Annotated in this window: 13 protein-coding genes; 9 read left to right on the plus strand and 4 right to left on the minus strand. The window is 36.0% G+C overall.

Translation table 11 applies throughout. The annotated features are described in order from the left end of the window. Positions 1-164: 164 nt before the first annotated feature. The 4 genes from MKI79_RS05440 to MKI79_RS05455 all read right to left on the minus strand — a co-directional run bounded on the left by MKI79_RS05440 (position 165) and on the right by MKI79_RS05455 (position 4701). Complete coding sequence (locus MKI79_RS05440) at positions 165-788, minus strand: arylesterase (protein WP_241571041.1); 624 nt, start codon at positions 786-788, stop codon at positions 165-167. 198 nt (positions 789-986) lie between these two features. Next, positions 987-3158, minus strand: coding sequence for a polysaccharide biosynthesis tyrosine autokinase (locus MKI79_RS05445; protein WP_241571042.1), 2172 nt, complete (start codon positions 3156-3158; stop codon positions 987-989). Between the two features lie 5 nt (positions 3159-3163). After that, entirely contained in the window at positions 3164-3598 is a 435-nt protein-coding gene (locus tag MKI79_RS05450) for an arsenate reductase/protein-tyrosine-phosphatase family protein (protein ID WP_241571043.1), read from the minus strand. Continuing rightward, on the minus strand, positions 3598-4701 hold the full coding sequence (locus MKI79_RS05455) for a polysaccharide biosynthesis/export family protein (protein ID WP_241571044.1): 1104 nt from the start codon (positions 4699-4701) through the stop codon (positions 3598-3600). The genes MKI79_RS05450 and MKI79_RS05455 overlap by 1 nt, the downstream gene beginning before the upstream one ends. 266 nt (positions 4702-4967) lie before the next feature. On the opposite strand from MKI79_RS05455, the gene wecB reads away from it, so the two are divergent. The 9 genes from wecB (at position 4968) to MKI79_RS05505 (ending at position 16663) form a co-directional block, all read left to right on the plus strand. Then, positions 4968-6089, plus strand: coding sequence for a non-hydrolyzing UDP-N-acetylglucosamine 2-epimerase (gene wecB / locus MKI79_RS05460; RefSeq protein ID WP_241571045.1), 1122 nt, complete (start codon positions 4968-4970; stop codon positions 6087-6089). Between the two features lie 32 nt (positions 6090-6121). Further along, positions 6122-7375, plus strand: coding sequence for a UDP-N-acetyl-D-mannosamine dehydrogenase (gene wecC / locus MKI79_RS05465; RefSeq protein ID WP_241571046.1), 1254 nt, complete (start codon positions 6122-6124; stop codon positions 7373-7375). Between the two features lie 65 nt (positions 7376-7440). Further along, positions 7441-8730 carry an O-antigen polymerase gene (locus MKI79_RS05470; protein WP_241571047.1) on the plus strand — a complete coding sequence of 430 codons (1290 nt, stop codon included), beginning with the start codon at positions 7441-7443 and terminating at the stop codon, positions 8728-8730. Next, positions 8727-9890: an oligosaccharide flippase family protein gene (locus MKI79_RS05475; protein ID WP_241571048.1), complete on the plus strand. Its 1164-nt coding sequence runs from the start codon at positions 8727-8729 to the stop codon at positions 9888-9890. The genes MKI79_RS05470 and MKI79_RS05475 overlap by 4 nt, the downstream gene beginning before the upstream one ends. A gap of 2 nt (positions 9891-9892) precedes the next feature. After that, positions 9893-11029: a glycosyltransferase family 4 protein gene (locus MKI79_RS05480; RefSeq protein ID WP_241571049.1), complete on the plus strand. Its 1137-nt coding sequence runs from the start codon at positions 9893-9895 to the stop codon at positions 11027-11029. After that, on the plus strand, positions 11016-11492 hold the full coding sequence (locus MKI79_RS11660; RefSeq protein ID WP_274619067.1) for an acyltransferase: 477 nt from the start codon (positions 11016-11018) through the stop codon (positions 11490-11492). Before MKI79_RS05480 ends, MKI79_RS11660 begins: the two co-directional genes overlap by 14 nt. A 13-nt stretch (positions 11493-11505) precedes the next feature. Further along, positions 11506-13644: a bi-domain-containing oxidoreductase gene (locus tag MKI79_RS05495; RefSeq protein ID WP_241571050.1), complete on the plus strand. Its 2139-nt coding sequence runs from the start codon at positions 11506-11508 to the stop codon at positions 13642-13644. Beyond that, the gene (locus MKI79_RS05500; RefSeq protein WP_322111812.1) at positions 13641-15455 is read left to right on the plus strand and encodes a heparinase II/III domain-containing protein; all 1815 of its coding nucleotides are present in this window, start codon (positions 13641-13643) and stop codon (positions 15453-15455) included. The genes MKI79_RS05495 and MKI79_RS05500 overlap by 4 nt, the downstream gene beginning before the upstream one ends. Next, on the plus strand, positions 15452-16663 hold the full coding sequence (locus MKI79_RS05505) for a glycosyltransferase family 4 protein (RefSeq protein ID WP_241571052.1): 1212 nt from the start codon (positions 15452-15454) through the stop codon (positions 16661-16663). Before MKI79_RS05500 ends, MKI79_RS05505 begins: the two co-directional genes overlap by 4 nt. Position 16664 lies beyond the last annotated feature (1 nt).

Consider the following 16664-nt stretch of genomic DNA (forward strand, 5'->3'; position numbering starts at 1 on the left):
ACGTTGTCCACTCATAATGTTTTCTCCTATGCAAAAAGAATAGACCATATTTGTCTAGGAGAGTGGTGGCAGTCCATTATCTAACTAAAAGGTGTCTACAAAATCGGTGGCTATTCAATACATTATATGTCTGAATTAGGCTTAACAAATTGTAATATGAATTTTTATAAAGCAGGCTCAATAATTTTCCATGCCGATTCTAATAGCTTTGGCTGGGCAGTGGCATTAGGATGAATTTGATCTGCTTGCATGAGTTTCTTATGACCAGCTACGCCATCTAAAAAAAATGGTATTAATTTTACTTTATGCTTTGCCGCAACTAGTTTGTAGTTATTTTCAAATGCTTGGCTGTACTTTTTACCATAATTCGGTGGAATTTTCATGCCAAAGAGAAGAACTTTAGCTTTACTATTTTTACTGAGTACGACCATTTTTGAGATATTATTCTGAATAATTTGAGGCGGATAGCCTCTCAAACCATCATTTCCACCAAGCTCAATAACGACTACATGAGGTTGATATTGTTGTAATAGCTTTGGTAAACGAGCTAAGGCACCACTGGTTGTTTCACCACTCATACTGGCATTTATTACACGATGCCGCTTGGGATATTTTGAGTCTAACCGCAGTTGTAATAAATTAGTCCATCCCTGAGAGGGAGTCATACCATAGGCTGCACTGATACTATCACCCAAAATAAGAATAGTTTTTGCATGAGAAGTTGTACATACGCTAATAAATATTATCAGAAAGAAAGAGAAACTTGATTTTTTTATAGTCTTAAACATTAGCTGATAATTCCATAAAGTTATTGAGTATGATGTTTTCAATATAACCATAGGTGCTAAAAAAGAAAATCTATTAAAAGCATAGTTTTGTAAAACTAAGATTAAGTGCTTTTCTATGGAATAAGATAACAGCTGACCAATGACATAACAAGCATATCATTGGTCAGCTTAAGGTAAGGCTCTAACTAGTCTAATACATTAATCTTTAGATTTCGTGTAGGCATATGCATAGTTATAGCCATTACCATAGCTATTACTTTGTATGTCAACATTATTAAGAATGATTCCATTGACTTTAATGTCCACATTCTCAAAGCGGTTAATGGCTAATCCCATTTCTTTAATATGTGTTTGAGCATAGTTCGCAATGAGGACATTGACACCAGTATGTCGCGCAATAATGAGACTATCAGTAACAGCTAATACAGGAGGTGTATCAATGACAATATAATCAAACTTTTGTCTTAAATTTTGAATTAAAGCTTCAAATTGTTGGCTATTTAACAATTCAGAAGGATTGTTAGGGTGGCTACCGCGAGGTAAAAAATACAAGTTAGAGTGATCACTAGGAATGATCGCATCATCAATTTGTTTTTGTCCAAGAAGGACTTGAGATAACCCAGATTGATTTTCAGTATGGAAATATTTATATAAATACCCACGACGTAAATCTGCATCAATCAGTAGCACCTTCTTTGAGTTCTGCGCTAATAGTACAGATAAATTTGTCGAGATAAAAGATTTTCCTGCTTCAGGCGATGCACTACTAATTGCGATTACATTGTGCTTTGCATTTGCAAGAGCAAATAAAATCGTGGTGCGAACGCTCCTTAAACTTTCAACAGTCAAATCATCAGAGTGGTTAATTGAGAGAATTGGAATTTGCTTGAGCTTATCAGGCTTGCTTGGTTGATACATTGAGCGAGGAACTGTACCGTATACAGGTAGTCCGAAATTGGTTTCGATCTCAATACTGTCGCGAATCCCAGTGCGCATCATGTTCATTACAAGTGAAATGAGTACACCAAAAAATCCACCTAAAAATACCGAAAGCACTAGGATTTGTAATTTTTTAGGTTTGATTGGCTGAATAGGTTCGACCGCATGGTCAATCACACGAATATTACCAATCTCACCTGCTTTCGCAATGCGCAATTGTTGATAGTTATTTAGTAGAGTTGTATAGAGTTGAGTGTTGACCTCGACATCTCTAAATAATTGTAAATACTGACGCTGGATTTCAGGAAGTCTTTTTAAGTCATTATTTAAACCATTTTGTCTTTCTTGAATTTCCTGCAATTGTGCATTGACTTCACGCATTAGTGGGTGCTCTGAAGTATATTTTGCAGACAACTCAGCTTGTTTTTGCTGTAACTCTAGTTTCGTAGTTTCAAGAGCGATACTTTGGGTTAGAAGTAGTTCAGACTCTTTAGCAACATCAACGGTATTGTTTTGTTCACGAAAACGGTTGAAAGCACGTTCTGCTTGATCTAGTTCCTGTTTTAGCTCAGGTAGTTGTTCATCAAGAAATGAAAGAGTTTGTTGAGTTTCTGCGGAGCGGCGTTCAATATTTTGTTTGATATAAGTTTTTAATATTTCGTTTAAGACCTCAGTAATATGTGCCTTGTCTGTACCTTGATAACTTAAACCAAGAATACCAGTCAGTTTACCTTTTTCAGAAACAGAATATTTACTACTTAACATTTGAACGGCATTGCGCAAACTAAGTTTTTTAATGGTGTATTCCGTCTTGAAACCGTTCGGACTTTCAACTTTTAGTTGTACCAAACCATGGCTACCTGTCCAAATATTATCTTGACTTAATTTACCTTTAAAACTTTCACCTGTATTGGTATTTACAAGATGTAGCTCATTTTTATTTAAACGTATTGTAAAGTCTTGATCTAGATATGGTTGAGCAACTTGAAATTTGGTAATTGTGAATTTATCTTGATGATTGTTAATCTGTAAGCTAGCAGGAGAGTAATTTGCTTTAAAATCAGAACTATTAAATAAGCGATCGCTAAAACTGTTATTTGGTTGATCTACTAAAATATCGAGATTAAGCTTGCGAATGGTTTGACCCAAGATTAAGCGAGATTTTAAAATTTCTATTTCACTTTGTGCTGGAGATTTTTGTTCAATGACATTGGATAAGTCACCAAGAAGTGCAGCTGAGGCGCCCTTATTATCTTCAACTTGCACAAGCGCATCAACTGAATAGGTATTAGGGGTAACACGTAGGTAAAGCAGGGCACACACCAAACTCAAAAAAATACATAACAAAATCAGCTTCCAGTGGCTGAGAATTGAGAAAAACAACTCTTTTAAATCAATTGTGTCTTCAGAGTTTTCGATTTGTTTCGACATTTGAGCTAAGCCTTAAAATAAATTTTCCAATCTTCAATAAATTCATCAATCAACTTAGAAGTATGATCAAATACTTCTTGTGATTTTCCAAATGGGTCAGCAACATCCTTATTTTGCCAATGCCCCAATCTAAAAACTTTCCCTTTCACAAAAGGAAATAGTTCTTCTAAGTGATTTTTTTGTCTAGAGCTCATCACTAATATGAGATCAAACTGTTTCACAAGGTCGTTTGTAACCTGTTTAGAAACATGTGAGCGAATATCTAAGTTAATATTTAACATTGAAATTATTGCTTTTTCATCTGCAGGCTGCTGTGGTATATCTAGCAATCCAGCCGATTGAATGTGTATGTGGGGGTGTCTATGTTTTAATAAAGCTTCCGCCATAGGGCTACGACAAATATTCCCAGCACATAATACTAAAACTTTTTCAAAGTCCATTAGTTACCTAAGCGATCAAAGTTATACAACGCATTAGAGAACGGTAGCATTTGAGTAACCACACGTTGCCAACGAGCTAGACCAGATGCATCCACATATACGATATCGTTACTTTGCATGGCAAACTGATTTGCAAGTCCAAAGTCTGCAAAGTTAGTTAAATCCATATGGTAAAGTTGAGTGGATTGAGTCTGTAAATCATTGCGTAATACGTAAATTCGTTGGGCACTAGCAGATATTGGGTTTAAACCTAAACTTTCGCCTAATACATCACTTAATGTCATACCTTGAGCACGCATAGGAATCGCAACATTTTTTGCTGCTTCGCCCATAACATACACTTTTTGATTTTCTCGTGAGTTTACATAAATAGTATCATTTTTCTTGATAAAAAGGCGGTGTAAAGAGAGTCCTAATTTTTCCAAAGCAACAGGGTTTAAGTCATATACCACACCATCACGAATCAATTGAACAGCAGTATTATCTCCTTCTTGACCGAGCCCACCAGCTTGCCCTATAGCAGCGTAAATGCTTAATGGCTGGTCATTTAAGAAATACTGTCCGCCTTTTAATACATTCCCTTGCACTGAATAGGGTTGACCTTCATATGACAATACTCGCGTTACAGCATCTGGATTTTTAAGATAGGCAGAAAGTTTGCGTGATAGGTTGGTATTAAATTGGTTTAAAGAATATCCCTCAGCTTTAATTCGACCGACAAGAGGGAACTGAATATAGCCAGATTGATCAATACGATATCCTATTGATTGAATGCTTTGAGGGCTAGACACTGCACTGATAGGTGGGGTGATTTCTGGATATGCCCATAGCTGAATTGATAATATATCTCCTTTACTTAAATGATAAGTAGAAGGTTGATAATCAAACAAATTCCCCAAATTTGATTGCAAAAGTTGAGGGTGGGGCTGACTGTTTAGATTTGAAATGGTTTGCTGAGTAATCTGTTGTAACTGTACGGAAGTCCCTAAATCTGTTTGAAATGATTGATCGTTGGGTAATGTATAAGTTTGTAGACCAGACGTGACAGCACAGCCAGTCAATCCCAAACTCAATATTGTAGAAACTAAATATGTAAATCTCACGAGTAGCCCTTAAGATGTAAAATTGTATGAACTTGTCGCTATAATGTCATAAATTGTAGCTGTAATTTTGCTCAAAGATACAATTGGGAAATGTTTAATCGATTGGTGACAAATATTAGCATATTGATTGTAGTATTTGTTGAAATAATGTTAACCGTAAGTGATGTATTCTGATATAGTTGCGCTCAAAATTATTACCAGATCTAAATTATGTCATTTCTCGAGGGGAAATTAGTGAGTTTAGAAAGCTTGTTTGGGAGCAGGGTGTGAAAAAAATCCTTTTAGTATTTGGAACAAGGCCTGAAGCAATTAAGATGGCACCGCTAGCATTACTCTTGAAAGAACAGTTAAATGTTGAAACAAAAGTATGTGTGACTGGACAGCATCGTCAGATGTTGGATCAGGTGTTACATTTGTTTAATCTAACACCTGATTTTGATTTAAATTTAATGAAACCTGGTCAGACTTTGAGTGATGTAACGTCGGGTGTGCTGAAAGGGCTTGAGAAGGTTTTTGAGGAATGGTTGCCCGATATTCTTTTAGTACATGGTGATACAGCTACAACATTTGCAGCATCTTTAGCTGCCTACTACCATAAGGTGAAGATTGGGCATGTTGAGGCAGGATTGCGTACAGGAGATATTTATTCTCCTTGGCCGGAAGAAGCAAACCGCAAGCTTACAGGTGCCTTAACAAATTATCATTTTGCACCTACACAGTCTTCTTATAGTAATCTAATCAAAGAAAACATAAATCCAGAATCTATCAAGGTTACTGGTAATACTGTAATTGATGCATTGCTTACTGTAAAAGATAAAGTCGAAAATGACGCAACGATAATATCTGCCTTTGAACAGAAATTTGATTTTTTAGATTCATCAAAAAAAATGATTTTAGTGACAGGGCATCGTCGTGAGAATTTTGGGCAGGGTTTTTTAAATATTTGTACAGCACTCGCCAATTTGGCGAAAAAATATCCCGACATCCAAATTGTTTATCCAGTTCATTTAAACCCTAATGTACAACAACCTGTAAATGAGTTACTTTCTGGGGTTTCGAATATTTATTTAATAGACCCACAGGATTATTTACCTTTTGTATTCCTAATGAATCGTAGTTATCTTATTTTGACAGATTCTGGGGGGATTCAGGAAGAAGCGCCATCTCTGGGTAAGCCAGTATTAGTCATGCGTGATACAACAGAGCGCCCTGAAGCAGTTGAAGCAGGAACAGTCAGATTAGTTGGAACGGATGTTTCGGTGATTGAAGGTGCTGTAACAGAGTTAATAGAAAACCCTGAGATATATCATGCAATGTCGGCAGCTCATAATCCTTATGGGGATGGTATGGCTTGTCAGCATATTGTGAAATTTCTCCTTAGCTTTTAATTTTAAATAGTATTTTTGGATTGTAGTTCATTATGAGTAATCAAATTCAGCATATTTGTGTCATCGGTTTGGGTTATATTGGTTTGCCAACAGCTGCAACATTTGCTGCTCATGGTATAAAAGTAACAGGTGTGGATGTTAATCAACATGCTGTTGATATGATTAATCAAGGAAAAGTACACATTGTTGAGCCTGATTTAGATGCGCTGGTTCGTGATGTTGTAGCACAAGGAAAATTGTCGGCACAGATTACACCAACAGAAGCAGATGCCTATATTGTTGCTGTACCAACCCCATTCAAAGATGATTATCAACCTGATTTGAAATATATTGAAGCTGCATCGAAAGCCTTAGCTCCATTTTTAAAACAGGGTAATTTGGTAATATTGGAGTCAACTTCACCTGTAGAAGCAACTGAACAAATGTCTGCATGGTTAAGTGAAGCACGCCCAGATCTCACTTTCCCTCAAACCCATGGTGAGCAAGCAGATATTTTAGTTGCCCACTGCCCAGAGCGTGTATTGCCAGGTAAAGTTTTACAAGAGCTCATCAGTAATGATCGTATTATTGGTGGAATGACACCACGTTGTTCAAAAGCAGCATGTGATTTATACAAAATCTTTGTAAAAGGCGATTGTATTGAAACTAATGCTCGTACCGCAGAAATGTGTAAGTTAACGGAGAATTCTTTCCGTGATGTGAATATCGCTTTTGCAAATGAACTTTCGATTATTTGTGACAAGCTAGATATCAATGTTTGGGAGTTGATTTCATTGGCGAATCGTCATCCTCGCGTCAATATTTTACAGCCAGGGCCAGGTGTAGGTGGACATTGTATTGCTGTTGATCCGTGGTTTATCGTTGCTAAAACGCCAGAACAAGCGCGTTTGATTCGTACTGCGCGTGAAGTGAACGATGCCAAACCTGAGTGGGTGATTGATCAGGTTAAAATTAAAATCGCTGAGTTTTTACAGGCAAATCCATCTAAAACGATTAAAGATGTAACTGTTGCATGTTATGGTTTAGCTTTTAAACCAGATATTGATGATTTGCGTGAAAGTCCAGCTTTAGAGATTACAAAGCAGCTAGCTGAACAAGGTTTAAATGTTTTGGCGATTGAACCAAATATTGATACCTTACCTGCAAATATGCCTGCTAATGTTCAACTTATCCAGTTAGAAGAGAAGGAAAGAGCTGATATTCATCTAATTTTAGTTGATCATAAAGATTTTAAAAAGATTTCTTTAGATAATGAATATCTCTTGGATACTAAAGGTATCTCATAAAAATGTTAAAAAAGCATCTACTTTATATAATATTAAATAGTTGTTTTGTCCTTTTGAGCATATCCTTGTCTTTTATTGGGCAAGGATTTGGTTTGTTAGTTTACCTGTCGTCATTTGTTTTTTTGTTAGTTCAATCTTTTAATGTTTTTAATTTTAGATCTAATTACGTTTGGTTTGTTTTTAGTTATCTGGTTTTATTTTATATATCACCTATATTTGAATTTGTATTTCCTGGTGAAGTTTTGGTGGGAAGTCAGTCTTCTATTGCTTTATATCATTTTCTAAATATAAGCTCTATACATGCACTATCAATTTTTTATTTTCTTGTGTTTAGGCCAACTCCAGAAAGTAAGTTGCTTATAAATGATGCTAAATTTGATAGAACACTTTATATAATTGGTGGTGGGTTGCTTTTAGGTACATTATGGATGTTCTTAACAGTAGGTGGCTTTTCTGCCATTAAGAGTACTCGAGTTGATCTTAAATATGTTCAAGGTGGAAAAACCTATTCTTTGTGGATGGTATACTTTTTTTCGTCTTTTTTCTTTTTGTTAGGTATTAAGCTAGCTAAAATAAAACGCAATCCTTTATATATTTTTATCTTACTATTAATTTTTTGTGTATTGGAATTTGTTTATTTTATCGCTCTGAGAAATAGGACGATGATTCTGATGCATCTGACAGCTTTAATAATAGGTGTATTCGTTAGCAAACAAATTGTATTTGAAAATACAAAAAAATATTTAAACGAGAAAATTAAAAAAATTAAGATATTACCTCTAGTTTCTGTTATGTCAATATTAGCAGGATTAGGTATATTTATACGATTTGCTAGGGGTGTTTATTTGGAAGGCGATGGTGAATTAGGTATCTCATGGAAAGATATGTTGATCACTTCCGTAAAATCAGGTGATTTTGGTTATGCGAATATGGTCGTTAATATTATAGATCATGTTTATTACACGGATCTAAGCCTTAACGGTCAGTCTTATTACCGTTTGTTATTAGCTTTCATTCCTGAAAGTATTTATGATAAAAAGATACCAACCACAGATTCGCTAATAGGGCAAATGTTAACTGGTTTAGATGTTATGACAATACCGCCAGGAGTATTTGGGGATGCCTATCTTAATTTTGGTCTGCTAAGTTTTTTTGTTTTTATTGTATATGGTTTGTTGTTAGGTGCTATTGATAGGTCAAAAAATATATTAAAAGCTTATATCTTTTTTTCGCTATCTTTTACTCTTATTTATCATTTTGTTAGGGGATCGTTTGTTAATGTAATAATTTCTTTAATAATAATTTATTTGGGTGTTATTTTAGCCAATAGACTTGTTAGACCTAAATATATATGAAAATTTTAAGAAATAATTTTATACTGATAGGCTTGTCTGAGTTCTTTGCCAAGGGGTTGTCTTGGCTTTCACTGGCAATTATTCCTTTTTTTACTCCTCCAGAAATTTATGGGGAAATAGTTTTATTTTACTCTATAATTATTTTTTTTATGCCTATATATCTCTTTGGGCAAGATCGTTTGATATTGAAAAATAATCCAGAAGAGGAAGTTACTAATTCTGTAGTTTTTAGTATATTAATTGGTCTCTTTTTAGGTTTATTTTTTTATTTTTCTGATTATTTTTTAGCTTCATTTGCAGGCCTAATGCTGGCTTTTAATAAAATATATTTGACCTATTTTAGAGCAAACGAGAGTTTGAAGAGTTATGTTTTGAATCGTATCTCTTATTCTATTTTTAGGTTTTTGTTTGTTGTATTTACAGTATATTTTTTTTATAGTCTTAATAATTATATTTTTTCCGAAATATTTGCGGTTTTCTTTGCAACAATTGGACTCTTTGTAATATGTTTTAAGTCGAAGTGGAAAGTAAGTTTTAATTTTTTTGATAGGTTAAAACATGGATTTCCCCTAATGTTGCATGGGATATCACTTTTTGGAATAGCATTGGTTGACCGCTTTATTCTTGAGCGATTTACTAATTATGAAACTGTGGGGAATTACAGTTTTATTTATATATTTGCTTCTGGATTAATTTTCTTATACTCCATAGTGGGTGTGATTAATGAAAAGAAGATTTATAAATCTATTTTTTTAAAGGATTTATTGTTAAATATTAAAAGTACATTAGTTTTTATGTTTTTATTGGGTTTGGTAGGATCTATTTTAAGTATGATTCTATATCTTGTGTTATTTAATTTCGAGTTTGTTGCTAATTACGATTTTATGCTTACAGAGTTGATTGTACTTCTATTAGCACATTTAGTACTGCCTTTTTATCTGGTTTCTAATTACTTTTTGATTCAACAGGGAAGAAGTTATTTACTATTGCTTTGTTCATTTTTTGCTTTGATGATAAATATTATTTTAAATATTATTTTAATTCCTAGGTTTGGATTGCAGGGTGCTGTTTATTCAACACTGTTTTCAAATATTATATTGTGTATTGCTGTTCTATTTATATCTTATATGGTTTTTCAAGCTTGTAAGCGAGATATTTAATTATGATACGAGTTGCTATTAGTTATAGAGTTCTACAATCTTGGCGTGTTCCAGTATTTGAAAGATTGTCCAGAATTGAAGGGTTGGAGCTTTGTGTATTTTATTCAGATGATTTTGAAGGGACAAAAGTTAAAAGTTATAAGGGAAATGTTGGATTCCCAAGTATAAAGTTACAAACAAGAAAGTTTAGTTTTACTACACGTAATGGTAAAGCATACATTCCATATAATCCAAACTTATATACAGAACTGGATAAATTCAATCCTGATGTAATTATTGTTGAAGGTGCATCAAATTTAATCAATAACGTAATTTGTTTTATATATTCTAAAAAGAAAAATAAGAAAATTATACAGTGGGGATTAGGTGAAATTGAAGGTAGAAAGAAATCAATTCATAGACGACTAGCAGATATATTCTTCAATTATATTGAAAAAAAATCTGATGCCGCTATCTCATATAGTTCGTATGGTTCTGAATATTATAAAAAGATTGGTATAGATGAAAATCGGGTATTTACTGCTGTAAATGTAGTTGATACTGAGAAAAGGTTAAAAGAGATAAAAGAATATTGCTTAAATTGTGATCTTGAATATCCCTCTCCTTTACCACAAAAGCATAATTTTTTATTTGTGGGGGCTCTTTCTGAAAATAAAAATGTTGATTTATTAATTAAAGTATTTAGTAAGTTGTGTAATTTGAATGATAATATTCATTTGACAATAGTAGGTGATGGACCTTTAAGAAACGAGTTTGAGAAGTTAGCTTTTGATTTGAATGTAAATGATCATGTTAGTTTTTCAGGAAATCAAACTGTTCTAGCCCCATATATGTATAATGCTACTCTGATGGTTTTACCTGGTTTGGGAGGGCTAGCTATTTCGGATGCTCTAATTCATGGTGTTCCTGTTGTTTGTACAATAGGAGATGGCTGTGAAAAAGATTTAATTGTTAATAATGGGTTAATTATAAAAAATATAAATGAAGATAATTTATTTGAAAATTTACAGAATTTGATTTTGTCTAAATCTGAGTTGATCCGTATGCGGAAGGAGGCTCAGAATTTTGAATTTAGTAAATTTAATATTAATAATTATGTTGACGTTATATATAGGGCTGTTCGTTATGTTTGTAATTAAACTTTTTAGAAGGACTGTTTTCTTATTCAGGAAATTATTTTTTCTTTTATATAGACCAGATGTCAGATTTTCTTCTTATGCCTTAATTGGCAAAAATACTTGTTTTGGGAAAGGGCGTGATATACAAATTGGGCATAATTTCTTTTGTGGTCGGAATTGCCATATAGCTTCAAATGTTATTATTAAAGATGATGTTATGTTTGCTTCTAATGTTAGCTTAGTTGGTGGCGATCATAAATTTGAGGGTATTCAAACTACTATGAATAAAAGTGGTCGAGACATTTTTCTGACAACAATTATTGAAAATAATGTCTGGATTGGTCACGGGGCAATTATTATGCATGGTGTTCGAATCGAAACTGGTGCTGTAGTTGCTGCTGGAGCCGTTGTGACTAAAAACGTTCCAAAAGATGCGATTGTCGGTGGGAATCCAGCCAGAATCATACGTTATAGAAAGGTTTAGAGGTTGACTTGTAATGAAACAAATTCTTCAAGATATGGCAAATGGTGGTACCACTGTAACTGAAGCGCCAGTTCCGCAATGTTCAAAAGGTCATTTACTGATTTCCACAACGACTTCGCTTATTTCTGCTGGCACAGAGCGTATGTTGGTAGGTTTCGGAAAAGCATCTTTAATTGATAAAGCTCGTCAGCAACCTGAAAAAGTAAAAATGGTACTGGAAAAAGTACAAACAGATGGTCTGCTAACAACTTACGATGCGGTAAAGTCTAAGCTGGCCCAACCACTTGCATTAGGTTATTGCAATGTGGGTATCGTGCATGAAGTAGGTGCCAATGTAGATGATTTCCAAGTTGGTGATCGTGTTGTGTCAAATGGCCCACATGCTGATATGGTGAAAGTACCGAAAAACCTTTGTGCAAAAATTCCAGATAATGTCAGTGATGAATCTGCTTCTTTTGCTGTAGTCGCAAGTATTGGCTTGCAAGGTATCCGTCTTGCTCAACCGACTTTGGGCGAAAGCTTTGTCGTGACTGGTGCGGGTCTTATTGGCCTACTCACCATTCAGATGCTAAGAGCAAATGGCTGTCGTGTTCTTGCCATTGACTTCGATCAAAGTAAATTAGATTTGGCAAAACAATTCGGTGCAGAGATCTGTAATCCTGGTAAAGGTGAAGATCCAGTTGCTGTGGGTCTGGCATTTAGTCGTGGTGTGGGTGTAGATGGTGTCATTATTACCGCGTCAACCAAGGTCAGTGATCCTGTTATTCAAGCAGCACGAATGAGTCGAAAACGTGGTCGCATTATTTTAGTTGGTGTAACTGGCTTAGAGTTAAATCGTGCCGATTTTTATGAAAAAGAACTCAGTTTCCAAGTTTCTTGTTCATATGGTCCAGGTCGTTATGATTCTGAATATGAAGACAAGGGTAATGACTATCCACTTGGCTTTGTTCGCTGGACTGAACAACGCAATTTTGTTGCTGTTCTAGATATGATGGCTGCAGGTACTCTAAATGTAGAACCATTAATTACAGCTCGTTTTGAATTTGAAGATGCACCTAAAGCCTATGATGCCTTGACGGAAGACAAATCTGGTTTGGGTTTATTGCTTAAATATAACTCTCCAGTTGAAACTCGTCTGGAAAAACGAGTGGTATTACGTCCAATTTCAATTGAAGCCCAAAATGCTGTCGTTGGTTTTATTGGGGCAGGCAACTATGCTTCTCGTATCTTGATTCCTGCTTTCAAAAAAGCTTCTTCTCAACTACATACCATCGTAACGTCTGGTGGTATTAATGGTGTCATTCATGGAGAAAAAACAGGATTTGCTGAAGCTTCTACAGATATCGATGCTTTATTGAATAATAAAGATATTAATACTGTAGCGATTGCGACCCGCCATAATAGCCATGCATACTTTGTAGAAAGAGTTTTATCGGCAGGTAAGAATGTTTTTGTTGAAAAACCATTGGCTCTGACTGTCGAAGAAATTGAAAAAATTGAATCGGTTTACAACCAAAATATCCAGAATAATCAATACGCACGAGTAATGGTGGGTTTCAACCGTCGTTTCTCACCACAAGTGCAAAAAATCAAAACTTTGCTGGATACAGTAAAAGAGCCGAAGAGTTTTATCATGACCATGAATGCAGGTGCGATACCCGCGGATCATTGGACACAAGATAATGCTGTTGGTGGAGGGCGTATTATCGGTGAAGCATGTCACTTTATCGACTTGATGCGCTTCCTAGCTGGTTCAAAAATTGTTTCTATTCAGGCTCGACGTATGGGCGAAACTGATGCCGTACAGGTTCTAGAAGATAAGGCTTCAATTACGCTTGGTTTTGAAGATGGGTCATTTGGCACCATTTTCTACTTAGCAAATGGTGCTTCAAGCTTCCCTAAAGAGCGTGTAGAAGTCTTTACAGCAGGTCGAGTACTACAATTAGATAATTTCAGAAAGCTAAAAGCATTTGGCTGGCCTGGATTTAACAAGATGAATCTGTGGCGTCAAGATAAAGGTCAAGATGCTTGTGCTGCGGTCTTTGTAGACAGTATTCGAGATGGAAAAGAAGCACCAATTCCTGCCGATGAAATTTTTGAAGTTGCTAGAGTGACTATTCAGGTTGCCGAAATTTTAAGAGCACAAACATGAGTTTAGTCATGAAAGGTCAAACAGCGCTTGCATTAGGGCTGTTTAATTTGTTCAGAGTGTTTAAATATCGTGTGGGCGTAAAAACAGGTTTAAACCCTGTACAAAAGCTGTCTGCACAATTGCCAACGGGTTGCTTCTTTAATCAGAGTGCACCAACTGGCACAATGAATGTGCCCCTAAACTCAACGTTAACAGCCTTTGGATACCTCAAGTATCCAGTGGCTGGACAGCTGCCGAATTGGTTCTATAGCCCTTTAACCCAACATACCTTTCAAAATACAGAGAAGATGTGGTATCAAATTCCAGATTTTGATGGAAATGTTGGTGATATTAAAGGCATCTGGGAGGCTTCCCGTTTTGACTGGCTAATAGAGCTTGTTCTGCACGAGCGTCGAGTGAGAGATGGGCAAGCATTGCTTCAACTAGATTTATGGTTGAATGATTGGTGTGAGAAGAACCCTGCTTATTTTGGGCCGAATTGGAAATGTGGGCAGGAAGCATCCATCCGTGTCATGCATATCATTACTGCACTCATAGGTTTAGAGCAAGAGCAACATCCGCATGACAATGTCTGTGCATTTATCGAGGCACATTTAAAGCGTATTGAACCTACAATTGATTATGCCATTGCTCAGGATAATAATCATGGGACCTCTGAGGCAACTGCATTGTATATTGGTGGAGCTGTTCTAAATCTTTGGAAACCTAAGTCTCAATATCAGCAATGGCAGGCATTGGGTGAGAAATGGTTGGTCAACCGTGCAAGCAAGCTCATTATGCAAGATGGTGGTTTTAGTCAATATTCGATTAATTACCATCGAGTGATGCTGGATTCTTATTGCTTAGCCGAAATCGTCCGCCAAAAATTCGAATTGAAGCCTTTTTCAGGACAACTATACCGTCAATTGCAGAAAGCGACAGACTGGTTATATGTATTAACCCAAGCTGATGGGGATGTCCCTAATTTAGGTGCCAATGATGGTGCGCGACTGATTCCTGTAAGCCAAACGGATTATCGTGATTTTAGACCAACAGTTCAGTTGGCAAGTACCTTATTCCATCAACATAGTTATTATCCAGAACCAGATTCATATGATGAAAGTCTAACGTTCTTTCAAATACACAAATTGAAACAAGAGAACTTTGAGCTGCCTTCGCGAAATCAATTGTTTAATGAAAGTGGGTTAATCACGTCTCAAACTCATAATTTTTTTATTGCTTTTAAATTGCCTAAATTTAAATTTCGTCCAAGCCAATGTGATGCCTTGCATCTGGATGTTTGGTTTAAAGGACAAAACCTTTTACGTGATGGCGGAACTTATAGTTATAATTCCACCGTAGAAGATTTAAACTACTTTTCTGGCGTTGCCAGTCACAATACCGTTGAGTTTGATCAACATCAACAAATGCCGCGTTTAAGTCGCTTTTTATTTGGTGCATGGCTGACACCAAAAGAATTAACGTATAGCGCTAATGAATTTGGTTGTGGTTATCAAGATCATTGGAGTTGTACACACCACCGTAAAATTTCATTAACAGATAACGCAATTAAAATAGCAGATAATATCTCGGGTTTTCAGCAACAAGCGGTCTTACGTTGGCGTTTACAGCCAGATCATTGGGCTCTTGAGAACAATGTTCTAAGCAATGGTAAAGTGGAGATTATTTTAGAGGCTGAGCATCCGATCACCCTTCGTTGGAGTGAGGGAGAGGAGTCTAGGTACTACTATCAAAAGAGCAAAGTGCCTGTTCTAGAAGTGATTGCTACACAAGCGACTACAATTTTTACTGTAATTAAAGATTTAACATGAAAATATTATATTTGCATCAGCATTTCTCGACACCTAAAGGGTCAGCAGGAATCCGTTCCTATGCTATGGCTCAATCGCTCATTCGTAATGGCCATCAAGTGACGATGGTTTGTGGTTCTTTTGGTGCAGGTCAAACGGGTTTAACCCAGCCTTTTAATAAAGGAATGCGCCGTGGTATGGTCGATGGCATCGATATCATAGAATTTGAACTGCCTTATTCAAATGCGCTTTCTTTTCTCAAGCGTATTTTAATTTTTTTAAGTTTTGCTTTCAAATCGATCAAAGTTGCTTTGACTGAACAATACGATGTTGTATTTGCGACAACGACACCATTAACGGCGGGTATCCCAGGTATTTTTGCCAAGTGGTTTCGACGTAAACCATTCGTTTTTGAGGTGCGGGATTTATGGCCAGAGCTGCCTAAAGCGATGGGGGTGATCAAAAACCCAATTGTTTTATGGATGATGTCTGTGCTTGAATGGACTTCTTATCATTCAGCTGATCGTTTAGTAGGATTGTCTCCAGGTATTGTGGACGGCATTATTAAACGAGGGATTGCTCCTGAAAAAGTAGCCTCTATTCCAAATGGTTGTGATTTAGATATTTTTGCATCTGAGCATCAAGTATGGAGACCTGAGGGTGTTAAACCAACAGATCTTATGGCCATTTTTACTGGGACACATGGCTTGGCCAATGGGCTAAATGCGGTGTTGAATGCAGCGGTAGAATTAAAGAAACGCCAAAGAACAGATATTAAACTGGTTCTGGTTGGTGACGGAATGCAGAAAAAAGCATTGCTTGACCGAGCGGCCGAGCTTCAATTGGATAATGTGATTTTTCATGATCCTGTTAATAAAGCAAAGTTAGCAGGTCTTATGGCCAGTGCAGATATTGGTTTACAAATTTTAGCCAATATTCCAGCCTTTTATTATGGAACGTCACCGAATAAATTCTTTGATTATATTTCAGCAGGCTTGCCGGTTTTAAATAATTATCCGGGTTGGTTAGCAGAGTTAATTACTAAAGAACAATGTGGTTTTGCTGTACCCCCAGAGAATCCTCAAGCGTTTGCTGATGCCTTAGAACAAGCAGCGAATCAGCGCGAACGACTGATTGAAATGGGCAGAAATGGTCAGCAGGTTGCCAGAGAGCAGTTTAATCGTTCTATTCTTTCGCAGAAGTTTTCTGATTGGGTCACAGGAGCGTAAT

It is taken from the genome of Acinetobacter sedimenti, assembly GCF_022601685.1.
Lineage (GTDB): Bacteria > Pseudomonadota > Gammaproteobacteria > Pseudomonadales > Moraxellaceae > Acinetobacter > Acinetobacter sedimenti.